Raw genomic sequence first — 21,790 nt, 5'->3', positions numbered from 1 at the left:
GCGTAGGCGGCTCCGAAGCGGACGGCACTTTGTACGGGAAGCGGGTATTGGTGGGCGATGCAGGGATTGAACCTGCGACCCCACCCGTGTGAAGGGTGTGCTCTCCCGCTGAGCTAATCGCCCGCTCGTTGCCCGAAGGCCAAGCGCGCCGCGATATAAGGGAGGCCGGCCGGGGAAGTCAAGGCGATGTGCTGGCGTTCCGACGAAGACCGAATGCAGGCCCGCCGGCAGCGGCCCGGTCGCCGTCGCGCTCAGTGCCCGGCAGCGGCAATCAGGCGTTCGGTCAGACCAACCGTCAGCGCATCGAAATGCGAGATCACCGCCGACGGTTCGAATTCGCGCACATGGCGGTCGGTGTAGCCGAAATCGACCGCCACCACGGGAATGCCGGCCGCCTTGGCCGTATCAATGTCGGTCTGCGAATCACCGACCATCAGCGCGCGGTGCGGATCGCCGCCGGCGAGCAAAATGGTTTCGGTCAGATGGCGCGGGTCGGGCTTGCGGAACGCAAACGTGTCCTGACCGCAAATCGCCGCGAAATGCTTCGCCAGGCCGAGCGCCTCGATCAGCGCCACCGAGTTGGCTTCGTATTTGTTCGTGCAGACGGCCAGGAGATAGCCAGCCGCCTCGAATCGCTCGATCGTCTCGACGACGCCGGGGTAGGGGCGCGATTTGCCCGGGATGTTATTGGTGTAATGATCGAGGAAGAGTTTTAGCAATCGGTCGTGTTCCTCCACCACCAGCGATCTCTGCTGCGCGGCGTGCGCGCGCTCGATCATCACCCGGCCGCCATGGCCGACGAAGCGCTTGAACCCGGCCTCATCGACGGCTGCGAGTTCGCTGGCGGCAAGGCTGTGGTTAAGGCTGTCGAGCAGGTCCGGCGCTGTGTCGATTAGCGTCCCGTCGAGGTCGAACACGATGATCGGTCGGGTCATGGCCTGTCCTGTGACGATTACGCTGCCTGCAGGCGATAGCCGCTGCAGCCCATCCAGGCAAGCCGTGCCGGCTCAATCCACAGGGCGTCAATCCACAGGGCAAAGTCTTTGACCGGACGGGCAAAGATGCTAGGAGCGCCGAAACAAATTTTGGGGCTAGACACACGGCATGGATGCGAGACAATTGAAGGTCGAGGCCGCGCGGGCGGCACTTGCCCATGTCAGCGATGGCATGCGGCTTGGCATCGGCACCGGCTCGACGGCCGAAGAGTTCGTTCGGCTGCTCGCCGAAAAGGTCGCCACCGGCCGTACCATTATCGGCGTGCCGACCTCGGAGCGCACCGCCACCCTCTGCAGCGAGCTTGGCGTGCCGCTTTCGACGCTGGAAGAAACGCCCGAGCTCGACCTTACCATCGACGGCGCCGACGAGATCGATCCGGAGCTGACATTGATCAAGGGCGGCGGCGGTGCGCTGCTGCGCGAAAAGATCGTGGCGGCGGCTTCCGCCCGCATGATCGTCATTGCCGACCGTTCGAAGATGGTCGAGACGCTTGGCCGTTTTCCACTGCCGATCGAGGTCAACCCGTTCGGCCTGCGTGCCACGGAAATCGCCGTCGCCGCGGCAGCCGGAAGGCTCGGCCTTTCCGGCCCCGTCACATTGAGGATGACGGGAAGCCAGCCTTTTGTTACAGACGGCGGCCATTTTATCCTTGATGCATCTTTTGGCCGCATTCCGGATACAAGAGCGCTTTCGAATGCTCTCCATGCCATTCCGGGCGTGGTCGAGCATGGTCTTTTCATCGGGCTGGCATCAGCGGCCATCATAGCCGGCGACGGCGTCCAAACCGTCCATGCCGCCCGAAAACCAAGGAGTTCTACCGATCATGACGTTGCATAACCGGGTTCGCCGTTTTTCTGCAATTCTGGCAGCTTCAGCCGTCTTTGCGTTTTCATCACCGGCGTTCTCGCAGGACGTCAGCGAAGGGCATCTGAAGGCGGCCCGCGCCGCAGTCGCGGCGATCGACGCGACGGACCCGTTCGACAACATCCTGCCGCAGGCCGCCGCCGCGCTTCAGCAGCAGCTTATCCAAAAAAACCCGGACATGCAGGAGCTGATCGGCAGAACGGTTAGCGAAAAGGCTCTGGCGCTGGCCTCGCGCCGCGCCGATCTCGAGAAGGAAGCGGCCCTGGCCTATGCCAAGGTATTTTCTGAAAAAGAGCTTACCGAAATCGCCGCTTTCTACAATTCCGATACCGGCAAGAAACTGCTCGACAGCGGCCAGGCCGTGACGCGTGAGCTGCTCAAGGCCGCCGAGATATGGCAGAATGGCCTCGCTCGCGATCTCGCCCAGCAGGTCGGCGAAACGCTGGCCGCGGCGGCAAAGGCCACAGCACCGTCAAATGCCGCGGCTCCGGCTGATGGCACGCAGCCGGAAGCACCGAAGAACTGAGCCTGTTTTCCGGCGGCGTTATCGCTGCTGGACCGGAAAGCCCGCCTCCGTTGCGCGTCCGACAGGATGCGCGGCGTCCGGGCTTTTCTTTTGCTGGTTTGCAGCCTACCTGTCTCAGACATTTTTGAAGGGCAAGGAGCCGCGCCATGGCCGTCTATGACTACGATCTTTTCGTCATCGGCGGCGGCTCCGGCGGGGTGAGGGCGGCGCGTTTGGCGGCGGCACTCGGCAAGCGCGTCGGCATTGCCGAGGAATACCGCTATGGCGGCACCTGCGTCATTCGCGGCTGCGTGCCGAAGAAGCTCTATGTCTATGCCTCGCAATTTCCCGAACATTTTGCCGACGCCGCCGGTTACGGCTGGACCGTACCGCAGGCGAGCTTCGACTGGCAGACACTGGTTGCCAATAAGGATCGCGAGATCAGCCGGCTGGAAGCCATCTACAGGAAAAATGTCCAAGGCGCCGGGGGCGAGACGTTTCAGTCACGCGCCATGCTGGTCGATCCGCATGCGGTGCATCTTCTCGGCGAGGACCGCACCGTCACCGCCGACCAGATTCTCATCGCCACCGGCGGCCGCCCGGCACCGCACCCGGCTCTGCCCGGCCATGAGCATTGTATCTTTTCCAACGAGGCCTTCGATCTCAAGGAATTGCCGAAGGCGATCATGATCGAGGGCGGCGGTTATATTGCCGTCGAATTCGCCAACATCTTTCACGGCCTCGGCGTCGACACCACGCTGGTCTATCGCGGCAAGGAGATCCTCTCCCGCTTCGACATGGATCTCAGGCGCATGCTGCACGAGACGATGGAAAAGAAGGGGATAAAAATCCTCTGCCATGCCGTATCCGAATGGGTCAGGAAGCGTCCGGACGGGCGCCTCGACGCAGTCGTCACCGGCGGCAAAGTGCTGACGGTCGATCAGGTCATGCTCGCCATCGGGCGTCTCCCCAACACCGAAAACATGGGGCTTGTGGGCGTCGGCATCGAGATGACCAGGACCGGCGCTATCCATGTCGACCAATATTCGCGCACCAGCATCGACAACATCTGGGCCATCGGCGACGTCACCAACCGCGTGCAACTGACGCCGGTGGCGATCCATGAGGCGATGTGTTTCGTCGAGACCGCCTTCAAGGACAACCCGACCGCGCCCGACCATGACACGATCGCCACCGCGGTGTTCTCGCAGCCCGAGATCGGCACGGTCGGCCTGTCGGAAGACGAGGCCATAAAGCGGTTTACCGACGTCGAGGTCTACCGCGCCAGCTTCCGGCCGATGCGCAACACGCTGTCGGGCCGCGACGAAAAGATGCTGATGAAGCTGGTGGTCGACGGCGCCTCGAAAAAGGTGCTCGGCGCCCATATCCTCGGGCCTGATGCCGGCGAGATGGCGCAGCTTCTCGGCATTCCGCTGAAGGCCGGGCTGACCAAGGATGACTTCGATCGAACGATGGCCGTGCACCCGACCGCGGCGGAAGAACTCGTCACCATGTACAAGCCGACCTACCGGGTGAGGGACGGCGAGCGCGCCTGAGGTTTTGCCCGTATCGTCACCAACGGAGCATGCACGAAGGCAATGGTGCAGCGCCACTCGAGCGCAATTTCAGATCACCAATCCGCGACAAGATTGACCGCGATAGTGCCGGCAGGGTCTTTCCAAGTTAAGATGGAGCACCGAGCGAGATTCGAGCCGAGCCAGTGAATACGATTCCAGAGGTTGTGACGCATAACTACGATCCGGAAGGCGTCTTCCTCTCGAATCTATGCGATTTGCCTCTGGCCGAAGCAGAGCAGATCCTGCAACGCATCCGGGATGCGGGCAAGCGGCCCATTAAGGCAAATTATCTCGGTAGACGGCTCACAACAGAAGCATGGCTGATCAACGAGAGGCAACAACTCCTAGGGCAAACTCGACGGAATAGACCGATCTAATTCTTTCTCGGTGATTTCGCAGATGGCCAAGACCTCTCTCGGCCATGCTCCATGGTGATGCCGCTTGCCGAGTTTCCTTCAAACGTGCTCACTTTCACCTATCCCGATAGCATGGCCAGCCTGCCTATTGCGACCCATGACGACCATCGGCCTGAGCGGCAACCATACCACGGACAGGTGTTCACGTTGCATCAGATCAAGCGAGTAGTCCAAGATTTCGGAATGCCCGGCGAGCGTTGGAGGACAGATCACCTACGGCGCTATGATCGCTTCATTGAAGTCCAGGTCTGGGACGAAAGACCTATTTTGGAATTCTTGAGTAATGCAGGGATCGCAGCAAGCTGTCCGGCCAGGGGGCAAACTGCCCCCACAGGCCGTTAGCTGCCCCTCAGAACACGTTGCGCCCGTCGCTCCTCGGATCACTGTTTACCTGATGAGGTGTATAGAGGTCGGAGCGAGCCGTTCGCCTCCACGGCCGCGCAGGATGTTCCGGATCAGTTTTGATGTCCGCGACGGTAATAGCGGGTGTACCGTCTGCCGAGCACCGCACGGCCCATTGACCATCGGGGGCAGCTATTCCCGAAGGGGCCGTCACGCTTTGCGGCGCGTGGGCAGAAAAGCTGACCCAATACGTATTGCTTGCCGCATGTCCTTGCGCCTCTACGGCGAAGGCTGGACCGGCGGTAGGGGACTCGCCGGTAGTCGAAAACAGGACGCAATCGACATCAAGCCGCTCGTATTCGATGAATATTTCCGGAAAGTGCGACTCCATCCCGAGCGCGCAGCCGAAGCGAACACCGTCAACCTCGAATGTCACTGGGATTTTCCCCGGCGAGTACATGAACGAGATTTTCGTGTTCGACAGCATACGCTCGTCATAGCGTGTCACCAGCTCCCCATGATCAGAGAAGACATACAGGCTGTTATGTGGTCGGTGCGGCAGGGTGAGTTGATGCACCGAACCGAAAATCGTCCACAGCTCAAGCTCTCGCGCAAGCTTCCTAGTGGCGTCCAGTTCCTCTCGCAGAGCAGCCCATTCGAACCTGTCCCAGTCGGAAGGGCCGATCTCTTTGGGTCCGTTAACGGACATAATACGCTTGTTGGGTGAGCAGGTTGCGCCCTCTGGAAAATGCAGAAGTCGCGCCCCGGCTTTATGTGCCTCACGCATCAAGCGCCGCATTTCTAGCCCGCTAGCCCGAAGCCGGGAGATGTCGCGAGGATCATTATAGAAGGTAGTTTGCGCTACGGCCAACCGCACTGATTTAGGCTCAGAGTGATCCGGTGATGTCTGGCGAATGTGCTTGAGAGCGGCTGTGTAAGATTCGCCCGTTTTGGCTGCGCGAGCACGTACGCGACGTTTAAGATTTCCATTTTGCGTCATTGTCAGGCCTTTCACGTCCCGGACGCAAGTTCCCCAGCAACCACGCCCGAAACGGTCGGACCAAGACAGCGACCCGAGACTGAAGTCCCTTTGCCTCCGTTAAAGACCATGCTGGGGAAGGTCTTGGGAGGTTAGGCGTAGGTCACGCCAAACCAAGAATGGCGATAAGACCTCGATTCGTCAACTTTGTCGCAAATATCCGAATTTCGGGCGAAAAAAGGACTGTGCTCGCCAATACCTCGCGTCTTACCGATCGCTAGGAAGATCGAAGACCAGCAATCCAGGTTCGCCCAAGGGCAGTTGCGCGGCGACCTGGCCCGTCGGATCAAGGACCGCCGTAGGACCAAAGGAAACTCGCCCCTGGCGCTCACCAGTCACGTCGGCCGAGACGAGCCAAAGGCCCGTCTCCCGGCATCTGTCACCCCGCACGGCGTTGTGCAAATCCTTGTACGCCTCCGCTGTCCTTCGGCTGAGCATGTTATTGGTGGGGCACACAATCAGGGATGCGCCAAGGTCCGCGATCTTCTGCACCGCCTCCGGGAAATTCGTGTCGTAGCAAATGTTAATTCCGAAACGCAGACCATCGACCTCGAAGACATCGCTATCGTTCCAGCGTCGAAAACTTGTTCGCCACGGAGCAGATGCTTCTTTCGATACCGACCAATGAGCGTACCCCGATCTACCACGATCGCGGTGTTGAACAGTCGCCCATCCTCAACCTCGATCAGGCCCATGACGATCATTGGTCCCGTTTTCGGGAATCGCTTCATAACGGCCTCGAACTCAGGTGATGTACGGTCGAGGGCATTGCGCCGTGCCGATTGCTCGCCGGTTAGATACCCCTGAAGAAAGCCCTCCGGCAAACACAACAACACCGCGCCTTCGGCTTTCGCGCGAGCCGCGACGATCGCCAGACAGTCCAGTGCTGCGTCAATGTCCTCCAAAAATTCAGGGGTCTGGGCAGCAGCGATCCTGACGGTCTTCATAGTAGCTTCCGAGCGACGCAAAACCGCTGCACACCCTCGGGTCAGGCCCGAGGGCATGCTTTTGCGCGACATGCATTATTTCTGCCTGATGCGGCGAGGGAAGCGCAGCCATCTTTCCTCGACCGGCCTTGTTTCCTCGACTGGCCTGGGGTGCGCGAGGATGGTGGTGAGCTCGACCGGCAGGCTCGGCGCCAGCGGCTTTTTGGTCGCGACGCCGTCCGCGATGGCAACGATGCTGTGGTAGAATTCGGCGCCTGAAAGCGACCTTGGCGGCACGGCCTCGTGCATGATCGAGATCACCGTGACATCTGGACAATTGTCCTTGATCGCTTGATGGAAGGCAATCTTCCCTTCCGGATCGAGCGCCCCGGTCGCTTCGTCGAGGAACAGCAGCCCCGGCTGCTGCAGCACGATACGAGCGACAACCAGCTTCTGTTTCTGGCCGCCCGAAAGCACCTGGTCCCAGCTCATTCCGTCACGGCTTTCATCGGCCATGTGTTCGATGAAATCGCCAAGGCCGGCTTTGTGCAGAGCCGATGCAACCTGCGTGTCGGTGTGATCGCGCTCTGAACCGGGCAGGCAGACCAGTTGCTTCAGCGAGACCTGCTGCAGCTTGACCTCCTGGGCGGCATAGAAACTTTCGACCCCTTCCGGAAAGACGATGGAGCCGCGGCCATAGGGCCACAGGCCGTTGATCGCCTTGATCAGCGATGTCTTGCCGCAGCCGGATTCGCCCTTCAGGAACGTCCACTCGCCACGCCGGAAGCGCAAATTCGCGGCACTCAGGAAGGGCGTGGCGTCCTCGCCCTGATGGGTCAGCTCGAGTTTCTGGATGGTCAGGCCGAAAACCGGGTTCTGACGGTCGTAGCGGAAATCGGAACAGCCGGTGAGACTATAGAATTCCTGCGGGTGTTGGACGTTTTCGATCGCGTTGGCGAGTTCGGTCACCCGTTGGCTGTTGGCGCGCAGCGCCGCAATGGAAGGCATGACATGGATGAACCACGAACATTGATTGATGAGCGAGTTGACCATCTCGGAGCCGGTTATGTAGCCCTTGAGGTCGAAACGGTTGTGGATATAGGGCACCAGGCCCGGCGCATAGGCGACAATGCGGGCGCCGATGAAAGTGTAGACCAGCTCGAAAGAACGATAGCTGGTGTTGACGATGTTCAGCCTTGCCCAGGTGCGGTCGATGTCGACATAAAGCCGTTCGTGCATCGTCTTTTGCACATTCTCGCCCTGGGAGGCGGCGACATGGAAACTGCGGCGCAGGAACGTGGTCAGCTCGCCGCGATAACTGCCTTCGGATTGCTGCATCCGGATGTTGATCCGTTCCAGCAACCTGCCGAGCTTCACCGCGATCCAGGTGTTCAGCGGCACGTAAATGGCGACCGCCAGGAAAGCCAAGACCGCGCTGCCATAGCTGCCGAGGAACTCCAGCCCTTTCACCTCTGCCGAGGTTTCAAGCAGTTTCCGGCCGACGAAATAAAGCGATGTGGCGACAGCCATCACCCCGATGGCGAGGCCGATGGCTCCGCCGGTCATGTCCTTGATCGATTCCTGGACACGCTGGTCGATGTTGTCGGGGGCAGCAGCGCCGGAGGAACCGTGCTGAGCATGGAAATGCGTGTGATTGGTGTCGAGAAGCGCTGCGTTGAAACGGCTGTCCAGCCAAGCGCGCCATTTGCGATGCAGCGTCGCGGAAACAAAAGTGCGGATGCCGGTAAAGCCCGCGTCCTTGAGCACGACCAGAAGGATGAGCACGCCGGCGTTGGTGAGCAGCGATGCGAGCGGCGTGGTGTTCGCGGCGTCGTGGTAGAAGGCAATCGAGTTGACCAGTTCTCCGGATGCTTCTGCGAACCAGACGCCAGCCTTGCTGGAGAGCGCGGTAAACAGGGCGATGACCAGCGTCAGCGTCCAGGCCTCCACCCAGCGGTCCGAGAACCAGTAGGCCCGCATCAGTCCCCAGAAGCTGCGCATCGAGGAAACTGGTGTCAGGAGCGGCGGCCTTGCGGCACCGCGGAGCCATTTTTCCGATATTGAATGTCGCTCTGGTCTACCGACCCGAATCACAATCCCGCCCAAACCTCTTTTAGTTTTATTACAGACAGTAACACCAATTGATCATTTTCAATTATCTTTTCTCGGGCTTGTGGAGGATTGAACCCCTGGCCGTTGCCATTAAGCAACAGCGGCAACGCGATGCGATGCTGCTCTCGACGCAGATTATCTCTATCATTTCAAGAAGTTGCTGGTTCACGTATGCAAGCGTCAGCATCTTCCCCAAGGGAAAGCTTTTGCACAGTTTTGTGAGGCAAGAGCGTGGTCGATCGGCCGATTTTTAAGCTGCGGAAGACGAATCGACGCAAAGATACGCCGTCATCCTTGTTGCCTTATCGACCTGGCAGCAGCCGGAAAGTGACCGGAGGGGCGTTGGCCCGGAGGGCGTTGGCTGCTGTGGCAATGTCGCCAAAGGCGCCTAGGGAAGGACGTCCATCAGGTCGCTTTCTCCAACTCGCCCCGCGCCTTCGCCGCCGCAACCTGGCGAATGGCGTCGCTGAGCGTGTCAACGTCTTGCGCGCCCATCACCGCATACTTGCCCTCAAGCAGAAAGCACGGCACGCCCGTGATACCCATGCGCGAAGCAGTGGCGATTTCGGTGCGCACCGCCTCGACATCGGCGTCCGTCGGCAAAAGCGTCTCGACGACGGACGCATCCATGCCGGCCTCGCGGGCGGCGTTGATCAGCACGACATGATCGCCGAGATTGGCGCCTTCCTCGAAATTCAACTGGAACAGACGTCGCACCAGCCGGTTCTGCATGACCTCGCCGGCGGCACCAGCCCAGCGGATGACGCGGTGCGCGTCCAGCGTGTTGGGCGCAACCTTGATGGCGGCGAAGGCGAAGTTGATGCCCTCGGCCTCCCCCAATGGCTCGATGCGGGCGTGGATCTCGCGAATGCGTTCGTCGCTGCCGAACTTCGCCATCATGTATCCGCGGCGATCCTTGCCTTCGGGCGGGATGGTTGGGTCGAGCTGGAACGGCCGCCAGCGAATATGCACCTCGACCTCGTTTGCCGCGGCGATCGCCTTGTCGAGCCGCTTCTGGCCGATGAAGCACCAGGGGCAGACGACGTCGGATACCACATCGACGGTAATCGACTTCTCGTCGCTCATGTTGATCTCCTGTTCCGAAGTGGTCACTTCGGCTTGCGCCACCATGTCGGCAGTCGATAACCGGATATGGGGGTCTTTCGCGGATGCTCCAGATAGCTCCAGTAGGCGAGCCATTGCTGCGTGTTGTGCTGCATCGGAACCATGTAGTGGCCGGAGATCAACAACCTGTCGAGGACCCGGACGGCGGCAACATAATCTTCGCGGCTGCGGGCGTCGACCATCGCCTCAAGTGCTGCATCTATCGCCGGATCGGCGACGCCGGCAAGGTTGAACGACCCTTCGGCATTGGCGGCAGCTGATCCCCAGCGCCCGAACTGCTCGATGCCCGGCGACAGCGAGTTCTCGAAACCGCTGGCGCCGATCAGCACCTCGAAATTGAAACGTTGCTTGCGTGACTGGATCTGGTCGCCGTCAAGGCTGCGGATGGTGACATCGATGCCGATCTTCGCAAGCGTGCGCTGGTAGATGGCGGCAAGGCGCTCTTCGTTCTGGGAGGCGGTCAGGATCTCCAAGCCGAAGGGTTTCCCCTCGGGATCGAGCATCACTCCATCGTGCAGGGCATAGCCCGCGCCCTTGAATATGTCGAAGGCAGCTTTCAGCACCCTGCGGTCCTGGCCCGAGCCGTCGGTGACAGGTGGCCGCCAGGTGCCGTCCATGACATCGGCCGGCACACGACCCGGGTAGGGTGCCAGGAGCGCCTTTTCCCTGTCGTCGGCCGGATGGCCGAGTGCCGACAGCTCGGAATTCTGCCAATAGCTCATGGTGCGCATGTACTTGCCGCCAAACAGGTTCTTGTTGGCCCATTCGAAGTCGTAGAGCATGCCGAGTGCGCGTCGAACCACCGGATTGGAGAACTTCTGCAGCCGCGTGTTGAACAGGAACCCCGTCACCACTGGCGGGATGCCGGTGTCGAAATTTTCGGCGATCACGTCGCCCTTGTGGAAGGCCGGGAAGTCGAGATCGCGCTCGCGCTTGACCGGATCGCTGTCGTCAGCGATAGCGCAGATGCCTTTCTTGAAAGCTTCCAGCTTGGCGTTGGCGTTGAGGAAATATTCGATGGTGATCTGGTCGTAATTGTCGAAACCGCGCTTGGCGGGGATGTCCTTGCCCCAATAATTCGGGTTGCGCTTGAACACGATGCGCTGGCCAGGCGCCACGTGCGCCACGGTGTAGGGGCCGCTGCCGATCACAGGTTTCAGCGTGGTCCTGTCGAAGGTCGCCTTGTCGAAAGCGTGCTTCGGCACGATCGGCGTCATCGCGATAACCAACGGAGTCTCGCGATTAGCCTTGTCGTTGAATGTAAAGCGCACGCTGCGGTCGCCGGTCTTTTCCAGTTTGGCGACCATGCTCATGCGGGCGCTGTAGGGTGGCCGGCCTTTCTCGGTAAAGACCTCGTAGGTGAACAGCACGTCTTCCGCAGTCACCGGTTGGCCATCAGACCATTTGGCCCTCGGATCGAGGTGGAATTCGATGCTCTTGCGCTCCGGATCCATGTCGGCAGTGTCGGCAAGCAGGCCGTAAAGACTGAAGGCCTCATCGTCATTGCGCTGCATCAACGGCTCGAAGACGAGATTGCCGAAAATCCTGTCGATCATGCCGCGTGCCGTCGTGCGCAGGCTTTTCAGGATGAAAGGGTTGAGATTGTCGAAGCTGCCAACGACGCAATAGGTTATGCTGCCGCCCTTCGGCGCATCGGGATTGACGTAGTTGAAATGCGCATAGTCGGCCGGCAGCGCCGGCTCGCCCTGCATGGCGATCGCGTGTTTCGGCTCCGACAAGGCCGGCTGGGGCGAAAGGGTGATAATCGCGGCGATCAGCCAAACAAGAACGCGGCCCATGACCGTCTCCTTACCGGGTCGGCTTGATGATTCGGAGCGCACCCTAACATGAGCCGACCGCCTCCCGGTCAATCGCGAGCTCAGAATTGCTGACATCAGGCTGGATTCGGCACCGCTTGCAGTGTAACACGCCGTTCGAAGTCATTCTGTTGCCTCATTTCGGCAACAGTTAGCTGGACCACACGGCGCGAAGAAGCCGGTCCCGGGATCATTTGAGAGGAAGTGCACGATATGACGAGCCTGAACAGCAACGCGTACTGCCTGTCGGTCATGGCCGCTGGCGTGGTCGGCTTTTTGGGCGCACAGCTTCCCGCTGCTCTTGCGCAGCAGCAACAGCAGATTCCGCAGGGCTGGTTCAAAGCCTGCACCAAGCAGGAAGACGTCGACATCTGCAATGTCCAGAACATCACCACTGCCGGCAACGGCCAGCTCGTCACCGGCGTCAGCCTGATCGAATTGAAGGGCAAGGTAAACCGCAAGGTGTTCCAGGTGACGGTTCCGAGCGGTCGCCTGATTCCTCCCGGCATTGGCCTCCAGATCGACACCGCGAAGGCGCAGAAGCTCGACTATGTGATCTGCTTCCCCGACCGCTGCGTGGCGGAAGTGCCGCTGACCGACCAGCTCATCAATTCCTTCAAGAAGGGTTCGAACCTGACGCTGACCTCAGTCAATTTCCAGAACCAGCCGAACCCTATCAAGGTCGCTCTGACCGGCTTCAGCGGCGCCTTCGACGGGCCGCCGCTGCAGCAGTCGGACATCGAGGATCGGCAGAAGAAGCTTCAGGATTTCGTTGCCAAGAACAACCAGGACTTCGCAAAGAAGCTCAAGGAAGAGCAGGACAAGGCGAAGACCGCCAACTGATCGCCCCCCTGGCGCGACTTGGCGACCAAGACGATTTCTTAAACCAACAAAAAAGCGGGGCCATGCCCCGCTTTTTTGTTCCGGCCGGCCATTTCTTGATCCCATCAGGCCCGCGATCAGTCAGGTCCCCGCGCTTTTCGTCAGCTCAATGTCTTGACTGGCGTCTCGGCTCGTAGCGCCCGTCCGGCCGCTTGTCGAACATCTCGCCGATCTCCGGATGCCGCACCGGTTCGCCAGACCGGTCCTCGAGCAGGTTCTGCTCAGACACATAGGCGATGTATTCCGTTTCCGAATTCTCGGCGAGCAAGTGGTAGAAGGGCTGGTCCTTGCGCGGCCGCACATCCGCCGGGATCGCCTCGTACCATTCGTCGGTGTTGGCGAATTGCGGGTCGACATCGAAAATGATGCCGCGGAACGGAAACAGCCGGTGGCGGACCACCTGTCCGATCGAGAATTTGGCTGTTTTCATCATGTACTCACCACTAAATCCTAGAGTGCCGCGTCCCTGGAATGCGCAAAGACTCCCTAAGACCTTGAATTTACGCGTTACGCTTCAAAAAATCGAGCCCGACTTATGGCTGATACCTGACCTATTTGACGCAGACGCCGCATGATTTCAATGCCGAACGCTTGACGCCCCGCCAAGCTACGGGCCAGCCCGCCCTGTGCTAGCGCCGGATCTGTTTCCTTAAGCCGCCGGCGAGCGCTGCAAAACCACTGCCGGGCCGCAGCCCCTCGCGCATGAAAAAGGCGCGGAGCGGCGCGAATCCGCCGAGCACGCCAAGGCCAGCACTGCGCGCCATCTGTGCCGGCAGCATCTGCGAGAGCAGCGATTTGTTGAGCAGGTTGACCGCATTGCTGCGCGCCAGGATGTCGGGCCGGCGCTTGAAATCATAGGCTGCGAGGGCCTTGACGGCGCCCGGATCATCCCTGTTTTTGCAAGCAATTCCAACCAGATCATCGATATCCCTGATACCAAGGTTGAGACCTTGCGCGCCGATCGGCGGAAACACATGGGCGGCTTCGCTGACAAGTGCCACCCGGTTGCGCGCGAAGCACCGCGGCGTCACGCCGGAAAGCTGGTAGACCTGCCGCCCGGGTTCGACGGAAACCCGGCCCAGCATCGATTGCATCCGCTGTTCGACCCGCATCGAAAGCGCCGCGTCGTCCAGTGCGGCGAGTTCCTTCGCCGTTTCCGGCTCTACCACCCAGACAAGGCTCGACCGATTGCCGGGCAGGGGAACCTGGGTGAACGGGCCGGTCTCGGTGTGGAACTCGGTCGAAGTGAACGCGTGGTCGCTGCGGTGGCCGAAATTGAGAACCAATGCCGCCTGCGGATAGGACCGCGCCGACGTCGAGATGCCGGCAGCCTCGCGGGCCGGCGACAGACGGCCATCGGCAGCGACGGCCAGCGATGCCGTGATCTCGCTGCCGTCAGACAGCATCGCCTGCGCATGGTCGCCCTCGAGGCGCCAGGTCTCTACCATCGCTTTTCGCCATTCGATGCCGGAATGGGCGGCAACAACACGGGCAAGTGCGGGATTGAGCGCACTGTTGGGTAAATTCAGTCCGAACTGCTCCTCGCCGATTTCGCTGGCGCGGAAAATGACCACCGGGCTGCGGATCAGCCGGCTGGTTGCATCGACGATGCGCATCACCTTCAGCGGTGCGCCCTGGGACCTCACCGCATCGAGCACGCCCAACCGTTCGAGGATCTTCAGGGCCGGGTCCATCAAGGCCGTCGTGCGGCCGTCCTGGCCATTTGCCTCGGGACCGACGAGCGTCACGGGAAAGCCGGCGTCTGCGAAACCAAGCGCTGCAATCAGCCCTGCCGGGCCACTGCCGGCAACCAGTATCCGTGCTGTTTCCCGACGGTCCAATTCGGCTTCCCGGTTGCGATGCGAGGCGGTCGGTCCGACCTGATGAGCATATAGATCAGATCATGCGGCTTGATCAACGCGGCGATTCGGCCCATTCGATTGCCATGACCGCCGAAGACCATGATTTCAGTCATCTCGACCGTTTCGGCCGCGCCGCGGCGAGCGTCTCGCGCAATCCTCGACTGGCGGTGAACATCGTTTTGGGCGCAGCCGTCGTCCTGGCATGGCTGCTGCTTGGCGCCATGGCCAAACGTGGCGCCGAAAGCCGGGTTCCGGGCATCGATGCACCCGGCGACACGATGCTCAGGTACCTGCCGGGGCTGCCGCTGCCGGATCTTCTCGAGCGCTTCTTCAGTCTTTGTCTTGCACCTGCGCCGCTCGACGGGGGCGTCGGCGCGCAGGCCGGAGCGCTCATCGTCATGTGGTTCCTGATGGCGGTCGCCACCATGCTGCCTTCGGCGGGGCCGATGATCCGCACCTATTGCGAGATTGCCGATACCGCGCGGATCAAGGGCGAAGCGGTCGGCCATCCGCTGATCCTGGTCGCCGGTTACCTCAGCGTTTGGTTGGCTGCGTCGGCAGTGTTTGCGGCGCTGACGCTCATCGTTCACGCCTTCGCCTCCTCTGTGCAGATGCTCGATCCGGTGGTCGGAGCGACAGGAGCGGCTGCGCTTCTGGTTGCTGGCCTCTACCAGTTCAGCGGCCTGAAGGAAGCCTGCCTGACAAAATGCAAAAGCCCGTTCTCGATCCTGTTTTCGAACTGGAGCGCGAGGCCCGGCCGCATTTTCCGGCTCGGCATCGAGCAGGGTGTCTGGTGCCTCGGCTGCTGCTGGGCGCTGATGCTGGTGATGTTCGCCGTCGGTGTGATGAACGTGTTCTGGTTGGCGTTGATCGGCCTCTTCACCCTGATCGAAAAACAGACGGCGGGCAGGCTGCCAACCCGGATCGCCGGTGCGATACTGCTTGTCTGGGCAACCGCCCTGCTAGTAGTCTCGGCATAGGGAGAGAATTCTATGGCGGATCAAGGCTGGGCAATGAAAGGAGAGTTGGTGCTCTCCTGCAATTGCACGGTTTTTTGTCCTTGCGTGCTGTCTCTCGGCAGTCATCCGCCGACCGAGGGCTATTGCCAGACCTGGGCGGGGTTCCGCATCGATGCCGGCCATTTCGGCGAGGTCGAGCTGTCCGGCCTCAATCTTGGGCTGGTCATGGAAATCCCCGGCTATATGAGCCGCGGCAACTGGACCGCCGGACTGTTCATCGACAAGCGCGCCTCAGTCTACGCGGTAAAGGCGCTGACCAGGATTTTCACCGGCAAGGCTGGCGGGACCACCTCGCTGCTCTCCATCCTGGTCGGAAAGTTCCTCGGCGTCGAGCAGGCGCCGATCACCTATGAGACGCGCGACAGGACGCGGATCTTCCAGATCCCGAAGATCATCGATGGAGCGGTGACGCCGATTTCCGGCAAGGACCGCGACAAGGATACGGTGATCAGCAATTCGGAGTACTGGATCGCACCGGAAATCATCGTCGCCAGGTCCGACAAGAGCAAGATGCGGGCCTTCGGCCGCAACTGGAATTTTGCCGGCCGCTCGGCCGAAATCTGCAAGCTGGACTGGCGGGGCCCGTGAGCAAAAAAACAACGGCCAGAAAAATTACGGCCGGAAAAATCACGGCCAGGAAAATCGCCGACAAGATTCCGAGGCCGAAGAAGAAAGTCACATGGCCGCAGGCGCGCGCATTTTCGGTCCATCTGCTGACCGCATCGGGCTCGTTCCTGGCGTTCCTGTCGCTGGTTGCGGCGAGCGAGCAGCGCTGGACGGCGATGTTCTGGTGGCTGGGGCTGGCGCTGTTCGTCGATGGCATCGACGGGCCGATCGCCAGGAAGCTCGAGGTCAAGGAAATCCTGCCGACGTGGTCGGGCGAACTCCTCGACAACATCATCGATTACGTCACCTATGTGCTGATACCGGCCTTCGCGCTTTACCAGCGCGGCTTCATGGGTGAGGGCCTGTCGTTCCTGTCGGCGGCGATCATCGTCGTGTCGAGCGCGATCTACTATGCCGACACCGGGATGAAGACCAAGGAAAATTTCTTCAAGGGGTTTCCCGTGGTCTGGAACATGGTGGTGTTCACGCTGTTCGTCATCGAGCCGGGACAATGGGTTTCCTTCGCCGTGGTCGTGGTGGCCGGCATCCTGACCTTTGTGCCGATCAATTTCATCCACCCGGTGCGGGTGGCGCGGCTGCGGCCGATCAACCTTGGCATGACGCTGCTATGGTGCGCTTTCGGAGCGCTGGCGCTGGCGCAGGCAGCTCTTGCCGCCTTCTACGACCAGATCGGCGTCCTGGGCGAGCAGGTGAGTGTCTTCACCAAGATCGGCATCACGGTCACCGGACTTTACCTCGCATGTATCGGCGGTATCATGCAGCTCTTTCCAACGCTCGGCGCCAAGAAAACCTGATCCCATAGAGTCTGGTCCCAAGAGAGCCTCATCAATGTCCAAAGCAATACGCATCCACGCCCATGGCGGTCCGGAGGTCCTGACCTATGAGGACGCCGATCCGGGCCAACCCGGCTCGGGGCAAATCCTGGTCAGGCACACGGCGATCGGCCTCAATTTCATCGACGTCTATCATCGCTCCGGCCTTTACCCGCCGCCAGGCGGTTTCCCGCTGATACCCGGCAGCGAGGCGGCCGGGGTGGTCGTGGAAGTGGGCGCGGATATCGACTGGCTGAAGCCGGGCGATCGCATCGCCTACGCCGTGACGACTGGCGCCTATGCCGAGCAGCGCGTGATCGCGGCCGATCGCGTCGTCAAGGTGCCGGACGGTATCAGCGACGAACAGGCGGCCGCCATGATGCTGAAAGGGATGACGGCGGAATATCTGCTGCGCCGTACCTTCAAGGTGAAGGCGGGCGACACGATCCTGTTTCACGCGGCGGCCGGCGGTGTCGGGCTGATCCTCGGCCAATGGGCCAAGCATCTTGGCGCAACCGTGATCGGCACCGCCAGCTCCGCCGACAAGATCGAGCTCGCCAGGGCGCATGGCTTCGACCACGTCATCAACTACCGCGAGCAGGACTTCGTCGCCGGCGTCCTCGCCATCACCGGCGGCAAGAAGTGCGACGTCGTCTATGATTCGGTCGGCAACGACACCTTTCCGGCCTCGCTCGACTGCCTGAAGCCGCTCGGCATGTTCGCCAGCTTCGGTCAATCGTCGGGACCGGTCCCGCCGTTCAGCATGTCATTGCTGGCGCAGAAAGGTTCGCTGTTTGCAACCCGTCCGACGCTGTTCGTCTACAACGCCAGGCGCGAAGACCTGGAGGCGTCCGCCGCCGCGCTGTTCGAAATCGTGCTCAGCGGCGCGGTCAAGATCAAGATCAATCAGCGTTACGCGCTCCAGGATGCCGGCAGGGCGCATTCCGACCTCGAAGGCCGCAGGACGACCGGGACAACCATTCTTGTCCCCTGAGCCTTGCCATCGCTTTGAGCGACGTGCGTCCACTTGGGCGCACAAAAGCACGCTCTGACATTTTGAATCCACGCATCGTGCTTTCCGAAAATCGATTTCGATTTTCGGGCCGATGCGTTAGGTTTCCGCTGAAATTCTTGAAGCTCTTTCAAGACGGGTGCCGCTTTGCGACGACAGCAGGCCGCGCATACCATGCCTGCGGGAACACAGAACATATCTGGCAAACCAGATGGGAGGCACTGTGAGTGCAAATCAGGACGACGCCAACCTGCTTGAGGTTCGTGGCCTTACCAAAACGTTCGGCACACTGACAGCGTGCGACGATATCGATCTCACCGTCGCAAAAGGCGAAATCCATGCGTTGCTCGGCGAGAACGGCGCCGGCAAGTCGACGCTCGTCAAAATGCTGTTCGGAACGCTGGAGCCCAATTCGGGCGAGATTTTCTGGAACGGCCAGGCGGTCACGATCACCAATCCCGGCTTTGCGAAGAAGCTTGGCATCGGCATGGTGTTCCAGCATTTTTCGCTGTTCGAGGCACTGACTGCGGCCGAGAACATCGCGCTGTCGCTGGACGACGGTTCGCCGATCAGCACGATTGCCGCGAAGGCGAGGGCGCTTTCCTATAGCTACGGCCTGCCGCTCGATCCGCAATCGCTGGTCGGCGACCTCTCGGTCGGTGAGCGCCAGCGTATCGAGATCATCCGCTGTCTGCTGCAGACGCCGCAACTCATCATCCTCGACGAGCCGACCTCGGTGCTGACGCCGCAGGAAGCCGACAAGCTGTTCGAGACGCTCGAACGGCTGCGCTCGGAAGGAAAGTCCATCCTCTACATTTCGCACCGGCTGGAAGAGGTCAAGCGTATCTGCGACCGCGCCACCGTGCTGCGCCACGGCAAGGTGGTTGGCCATTGCAATCCGCGCAAGGAAACCGCGGCATCGCTGGCCCGCATGATGGTCGGCAACGACGTGCAGGCCGTGGTGCGCGCGCCGGCCCAGGGTATCGAGACCGCGCAGCCGCTGCTTGAAATCCGCGCGCTCAGCCGCAAGCCGGCAACGCCGTTCTCGATCCCGCTCAGAAACATCAACCTGACCGTACGCGCCGGCGAAGTGATCGGAATTGCAGGCGTCGCCGGCAACGGCCAGGGCGAGTTCTTCGAATCCGTTTCCGGCGAGGTGCCGCAGCAGGATGCCGCCTCGGTACGCATCCGCGGCAAGGACGCCGGCGGCCTCAGCATCACCGGCAGGCGGCTGATGGGCGCTGCCTTCGTGCCGGAAGAGCGGCTCGGCCACGGTGCAGCACCGCGCATGAAGCTTTCGGAAAACCTGCTGCTGTCGCGCCATGCCACGGACGGCAAGGTGTTTGTCGGCGCCGGCGGAATGGTCAAAAGCGATGCGATCTATGCCGCTGCCCAACGCATCATCAAGGCGATGGATGTGCGCAAGAGCGCTGCGGACCCGGAGGCGGCAGCGCTTTCAGGCGGCAATCTGCAGAAATTCATCGTCGGCCGCGAACTCGACCGCAGGCCAAGCGTCATGGTCGTCAATCAGCCGACGTGGGGCGTCGACGCCGGTGCGGCCGCCCATATCAGGCAGACGCTGATCGAATTGGCGCGCAGCGGCTCGGCAGTGCTGGTCATCAGCCAGGATCTCGACGAATTGTTCGAGATATCCGACGCGATCGCGGTGATGCACAATGGCGAATTGTCGAAGCCGTTGCCGATCGCCGAGGCCACGTTCGAAAAGATCGGACTGCTAATGGGCGGGGCCGAGCCGGGCCACGCCGAACACGCTCTGGAGACGTCATGATGCGCCTCGAACTCGTCAAACGGCCGCAGCGCTCGATGCTGTTCTCGGCGCTGTCGCCCTTCATTGCATTCGTGCTGACGATCATTGCCGGCGCCATCCTGTTCGCGCTGCTTGGCGTCAATCCCTTGAAGGCTTTCCAGATCTACTTCCTCGAGCCTGTCAGTCAGGTCTGGCAGCTGCATGAGCTGGCGATCAAGGCGGCACCGCTCATCCTGATCGGGGTCGGCCTGTCGGTTTGCTACAGAGCCAACATCTGGAACATCGGCGCGGAAGGCCAGTTCATCCTGGGCGGCATCGTCGGCTCGAGCGTTCCGGTGCTGTTTCCACAGTTTGAAGGGCCTCTGGTGCTGCCGCTGATGCTGCTGTTCGGCATGGTCGGCGGTGCCGCCTACGCCGCCATTCCCGCCCTGCTCAAGGCGCGCTTCAACACCAACGAGATCCTGACCAGCCTGATGCTGGTCTATGTCGCGCAGCTGTTCCTCGACTGGCTGGTGCGCGGGCCGTGGCGCGATCCGAAGGGTTTCAATTTCCCGCAGACGATACAGTTCAACGACTCGGCGATATTGCCGGAACTGATGCCGGCCTCCGGCCGTGCCAATTGGGGTTTCGTGTTCGCGCTGGTCGCGGCGGTGCTGGTCTGGATGCTGATGAGCCGCATGCTGAAAGGCTTTGAGGTCCGCGTGCTCGGCGCAAGCCCCAGGGCAGGGCGCTTCGCCGGCTTCGGCATCAACCGGATGGTGTTCTTCGCCTTCATGCTGTCGGGGGCACTGGCTGGACTTGCCGGCATCTCCGAAGTCTCCGGCGCCATCGGCCAGCTGCAGCCGGTGATTTCGCCCGGCTACGGCTTTGCCGCCATCATCGTGGCGTTCCTCGGCCGGCTCAATCCATTAGGCATTGTCGCGGCGGGCCTGGTGCTGGCGCTGACCTATCTTGGCGGCGAGGCGGTACAAAGCGCGCTCGGCATCTCCGACAAGGTGGCGCGCGTGTTCCAGGGCATGCTCCTGTTCTTCGTGCTCGGCTGCGACACGCTCATTCACTACCGCATTCGTCTGATCGGCCTGGCTGCGCCGACGCTTGAAGCCGCGCCGAAGCTGGAGGAGGCCCGCTGATGGACATCACCGTCAACATTCTTTTGACCATCGCAACCGCGGCGACGCCTTTGCTGATCGCGGCGATCGGCGAGCTAGTGGTCGAACGTTCCGGCGTGCTCAATCTCGGCGTCGAAGGCATGATGATCATGGGGGCGGTCGGCGGTTTCGGCGCCGGCTATCTCACCGGATCGCCATGGATCGGGTTGTTGGCGGCGATTGCCCTGGGTGCGGTGTTTTCACTGCTGTTCGCCGTCATGACCTTGTCGCTGGCCACGAACCAGGTGGCGACCGGCCTGTCGCTGACACTGCTCGGCCTAGGGCTTTCCGGCATGATGGGCACCAGCTTTGTCGGCCAGCCCGGCGCGAGGCTGCCAAACCTTGACATTCCCGGCCTGACGGCGATGCCCGTCATCGGCAGATTGCTGTTCGGCCAGGACCCGATCTTCTACATCTCGATTGCATTGACCGCCGCCGTCATGTGGTTCCTGTTCAAGACCCGCACCGGGCTGACGCTGCGCTCGATCGGCGACAGCCACACATCGGCCCATGCGCTTGGCATCGAGGTCATCCGCTACCGCTACCTGGCGGTGATCTTCGGCGGCGCCTGTGCGGGCCTTGCCGGAGGGCACCTGTCGCTGGTCTATACGCCGCAATGGGTGGAGAACATGACCGCCGGACGCGGCTGGATCGCGCTGGCGCTGGTCGTGTTCGCATCATGGCGGCCATGGCGGGTGCTGGCGGGCGCCTATATCTTCGGCGCGGTCTGGATCGGCCAGCTTCATGCACAGGCTTTTGGCATTCCGGTTCCCTCGCAACTGCTTTCTTCGTTGCCCTATCTGGCAACCATCGTGGTTCTCGTTCTAATCTCGCGCAACAAGCGTTTGACGATGATGAACACACCGGCTTCCTTGGGGCAGCCATTCGTTCCGGATCGCTGACGATAAAAAGACAAACGGGAAGCTCCAAGGCTTAACTCA

At 61.2% G+C, this 21,790-nt stretch carries 18 protein-coding genes, 1 tRNA gene and 1 pseudogene; 11 read left to right on the top strand and 9 right to left on the bottom strand.

Translation table 11 applies throughout. From position 1 onward, the window contains the following. Positions 1-48 precede the first annotated feature (48 nt). Together AC0L2A_RS11990 and AC0L2A_RS11985 are read right to left on the bottom strand one after the other, a co-directional pair. Positions 49-123: transfer RNA gene (locus AC0L2A_RS11990), tRNA-Val, on the bottom strand. A gap of 128 nt (positions 124-251) precedes the next feature. Then, complete coding sequence (locus AC0L2A_RS11985) at positions 252-935, bottom strand: phosphoglycolate phosphatase (RefSeq protein ID WP_473608959.1); 684 nt, start codon at positions 933-935, stop codon at positions 252-254. 169 nt (positions 936-1,104) lie between these two features. Between AC0L2A_RS11985 and rpiA the strand changes: the two genes are divergently transcribed. The 3 genes from rpiA (at position 1,105) to gor (ending at position 3,921) form a co-directional block, all read left to right on the top strand. Then, the gene (rpiA, locus tag AC0L2A_RS11980; protein ID WP_473608958.1) at positions 1,105-1,833 is read left to right on the top strand and encodes a ribose-5-phosphate isomerase RpiA; all 729 of its coding nucleotides are present in this window, start codon (positions 1,105-1,107) and stop codon (positions 1,831-1,833) included. Beyond that, complete coding sequence (locus tag AC0L2A_RS11975; RefSeq protein WP_091590973.1) at positions 1,820-2,386, top strand: DUF2059 domain-containing protein; 567 nt, start codon at positions 1,820-1,822, stop codon at positions 2,384-2,386. The genes rpiA and AC0L2A_RS11975 overlap by 14 nt, the downstream gene beginning before the upstream one ends. Positions 2,387-2,532: 146 nt before the next feature. Beyond that, positions 2,533-3,921, top strand: a complete 1,389-nt coding sequence (gene gor / locus AC0L2A_RS11970; protein ID WP_473608957.1) for a glutathione-disulfide reductase — start codon at positions 2,533-2,535, stop codon at positions 3,919-3,921. 786 nt (positions 3,922-4,707) lie between these two features. Here gor and AC0L2A_RS11965 read toward each other — a convergent pair. The 5 genes and pseudogenes from AC0L2A_RS11965 to AC0L2A_RS11945 all read right to left on the bottom strand — a co-directional run bounded on the left by AC0L2A_RS11965 (position 4,708) and on the right by AC0L2A_RS11945 (position 11,701). Beyond that, the gene (locus AC0L2A_RS11965; RefSeq protein ID WP_473609013.1) at positions 4,708-5,700 is read right to left on the bottom strand and encodes a carbon-nitrogen hydrolase family protein; all 993 of its coding nucleotides are present in this window, start codon (positions 5,698-5,700) and stop codon (positions 4,708-4,710) included. A gap of 246 nt (positions 5,701-5,946) precedes the next feature. After that, positions 5,947-6,686: pseudogene (locus AC0L2A_RS11960) on the bottom strand (carbon-nitrogen hydrolase family protein). 75 nt (positions 6,687-6,761) lie between these two features. Continuing rightward, complete coding sequence (locus tag AC0L2A_RS11955; RefSeq protein ID WP_473608955.1) at positions 6,762-8,666, bottom strand: ABC transporter ATP-binding protein/permease; 1,905 nt, start codon at positions 8,664-8,666, stop codon at positions 6,762-6,764. A 516-nt stretch (positions 8,667-9,182) separates the two neighbouring features. Beyond that, a complete protein-coding gene (locus AC0L2A_RS11950; protein WP_473608954.1) occupies positions 9,183-9,863 on the bottom strand; it encodes a DsbA family oxidoreductase in 681 nt (226 codons plus the stop codon). A gap of 23 nt (positions 9,864-9,886) precedes the next feature. Next, a complete protein-coding gene (locus AC0L2A_RS11945) occupies positions 9,887-11,701 on the bottom strand; it encodes an extracellular solute-binding protein (RefSeq protein WP_473608952.1) in 1,815 nt (604 codons plus the stop codon). Positions 11,702-11,932: 231 nt separating this feature from the next. On the opposite strand from AC0L2A_RS11945, the gene AC0L2A_RS11940 reads away from it, so the two are divergent. After that, positions 11,933-12,562: an invasion associated locus B family protein gene (locus AC0L2A_RS11940; RefSeq protein WP_473608951.1), complete on the top strand. Its 630-nt coding sequence runs from the start codon at positions 11,933-11,935 to the stop codon at positions 12,560-12,562. A 145-nt stretch (positions 12,563-12,707) separates the two neighbouring features. On the opposite strand, the gene hspQ is transcribed toward AC0L2A_RS11940, so the two are convergent. Together hspQ and AC0L2A_RS11930 are read right to left on the bottom strand one after the other, a co-directional pair. After that, on the bottom strand, positions 12,708-13,031 hold the full coding sequence (gene hspQ / locus AC0L2A_RS11935; RefSeq protein ID WP_023801843.1) for a heat shock protein HspQ: 324 nt from the start codon (positions 13,029-13,031) through the stop codon (positions 12,708-12,710). Between the two features lie 199 nt (positions 13,032-13,230). After that, positions 13,231-14,442: a UbiH/UbiF family hydroxylase gene (locus AC0L2A_RS11930; protein WP_473608950.1), complete on the bottom strand. Its 1,212-nt coding sequence runs from the start codon at positions 14,440-14,442 to the stop codon at positions 13,231-13,233. Positions 14,443-14,504: 62 nt separating this feature from the next. Between AC0L2A_RS11930 and AC0L2A_RS11925 the strand changes: the two genes are divergently transcribed. From AC0L2A_RS11925 to AC0L2A_RS11895, 7 genes are all read left to right on the top strand, one after another. Beyond that, positions 14,505-15,443, top strand: a complete 939-nt coding sequence (locus AC0L2A_RS11925) for a DUF2182 domain-containing protein (protein WP_473608948.1) — start codon at positions 14,505-14,507, stop codon at positions 15,441-15,443. Positions 15,444-15,455: 12 nt separating this feature from the next. After that, the gene (locus tag AC0L2A_RS11920; protein ID WP_023801840.1) at positions 15,456-16,070 is read left to right on the top strand and encodes a DUF1326 domain-containing protein; all 615 of its coding nucleotides are present in this window, start codon (positions 15,456-15,458) and stop codon (positions 16,068-16,070) included. Beyond that, positions 16,067-16,903, top strand: a complete 837-nt coding sequence (gene pcsA, locus AC0L2A_RS11915) for a phosphatidylcholine synthase (protein ID WP_023801839.1) — start codon at positions 16,067-16,069, stop codon at positions 16,901-16,903. Before AC0L2A_RS11920 ends, pcsA begins: the two co-directional genes overlap by 4 nt. A 34-nt stretch (positions 16,904-16,937) precedes the next feature. After that, positions 16,938-17,915, top strand: coding sequence for a quinone oxidoreductase family protein (locus tag AC0L2A_RS11910; RefSeq protein WP_473507709.1), 978 nt, complete (start codon positions 16,938-16,940; stop codon positions 17,913-17,915). 229 nt (positions 17,916-18,144) lie between these two features. Then, positions 18,145-19,722: an ABC transporter ATP-binding protein gene (locus AC0L2A_RS11905; RefSeq protein ID WP_473493206.1), complete on the top strand. Its 1,578-nt coding sequence runs from the start codon at positions 18,145-18,147 to the stop codon at positions 19,720-19,722. Then, positions 19,719-20,831, top strand: coding sequence for an ABC transporter permease (locus AC0L2A_RS11900; protein WP_473608947.1), 1,113 nt, complete (start codon positions 19,719-19,721; stop codon positions 20,829-20,831). The genes AC0L2A_RS11905 and AC0L2A_RS11900 overlap by 4 nt, the downstream gene beginning before the upstream one ends. Further along, entirely contained in the window at positions 20,831-21,751 is a 921-nt protein-coding gene (locus tag AC0L2A_RS11895) for an ABC transporter permease (RefSeq protein WP_027151731.1), read from the top strand. Before AC0L2A_RS11900 ends, AC0L2A_RS11895 begins: the two co-directional genes overlap by 1 nt. The last annotated feature ends 39 nt before the right edge of the window (positions 21,752-21,790 follow it).

It is taken from the genome of Mesorhizobium sp. WSM4844, from assembly GCF_055811775.1.
Note: the sequence above shows the minus strand (reverse complement) of the source record. Positions and strands in the feature narration are given on the sequence as shown.

Coding starts and splice junctions, on each gene's coding strand:
- AC0L2A_RS11895 (WP_027151731.1), top strand. CDS start 20,831: ATGGACATCACCGTCAACATTCTTTTGACCATCGCAACCGCGGCGACG.
- AC0L2A_RS11950 (WP_473608954.1), bottom strand. CDS start 9,863: ATGAGCGACGAGAAGTCGATTACCGTCGATGTGGTATCCGACGTCGTC.
- AC0L2A_RS11940 (WP_473608951.1), top strand. CDS start 11,933: ATGACGAGCCTGAACAGCAACGCGTACTGCCTGTCGGTCATGGCCGCT.
- hspQ (WP_023801843.1), bottom strand. CDS start 13,031: ATGAAAACAGCCAAATTCTCGATCGGACAGGTGGTCCGCCACCGGCTG.
- AC0L2A_RS11910 (WP_473507709.1), top strand. CDS start 16,938: ATGTCCAAAGCAATACGCATCCACGCCCATGGCGGTCCGGAGGTCCTG.
- AC0L2A_RS11985 (WP_473608959.1), bottom strand. CDS start 935: ATGACCCGACCGATCATCGTGTTCGACCTCGACGGGACGCTAATCGAC.
- AC0L2A_RS11965 (WP_473609013.1), bottom strand. CDS start 5,700: ATGACGCAAAATGGAAATCTTAAACGTCGCGTACGTGCTCGCGCAGCC.
- AC0L2A_RS11900 (WP_473608947.1), top strand. CDS start 19,719: ATGATGCGCCTCGAACTCGTCAAACGGCCGCAGCGCTCGATGCTGTTC.
- AC0L2A_RS11945 (WP_473608952.1), bottom strand. CDS start 11,701: ATGGGCCGCGTTCTTGTTTGGCTGATCGCCGCGATTATCACCCTTTCG.
- AC0L2A_RS11925 (WP_473608948.1), top strand. CDS start 14,505: ATGCGGCTTGATCAACGCGGCGATTCGGCCCATTCGATTGCCATGACC.
- AC0L2A_RS11905 (WP_473493206.1), top strand. CDS start 18,145: ATGGGAGGCACTGTGAGTGCAAATCAGGACGACGCCAACCTGCTTGAG.
- AC0L2A_RS11955 (WP_473608955.1), bottom strand. CDS start 8,666: ATGCGCAGCTTCTGGGGACTGATGCGGGCCTACTGGTTCTCGGACCGC.
- gor (WP_473608957.1), top strand. CDS start 2,533: ATGGCCGTCTATGACTACGATCTTTTCGTCATCGGCGGCGGCTCCGGC.
- rpiA (WP_473608958.1), top strand. CDS start 1,105: ATGGATGCGAGACAATTGAAGGTCGAGGCCGCGCGGGCGGCACTTGCC.
- AC0L2A_RS11975 (WP_091590973.1), top strand. CDS start 1,820: ATGACGTTGCATAACCGGGTTCGCCGTTTTTCTGCAATTCTGGCAGCT.
- AC0L2A_RS11920 (WP_023801840.1), top strand. CDS start 15,456: ATGGCGGATCAAGGCTGGGCAATGAAAGGAGAGTTGGTGCTCTCCTGC.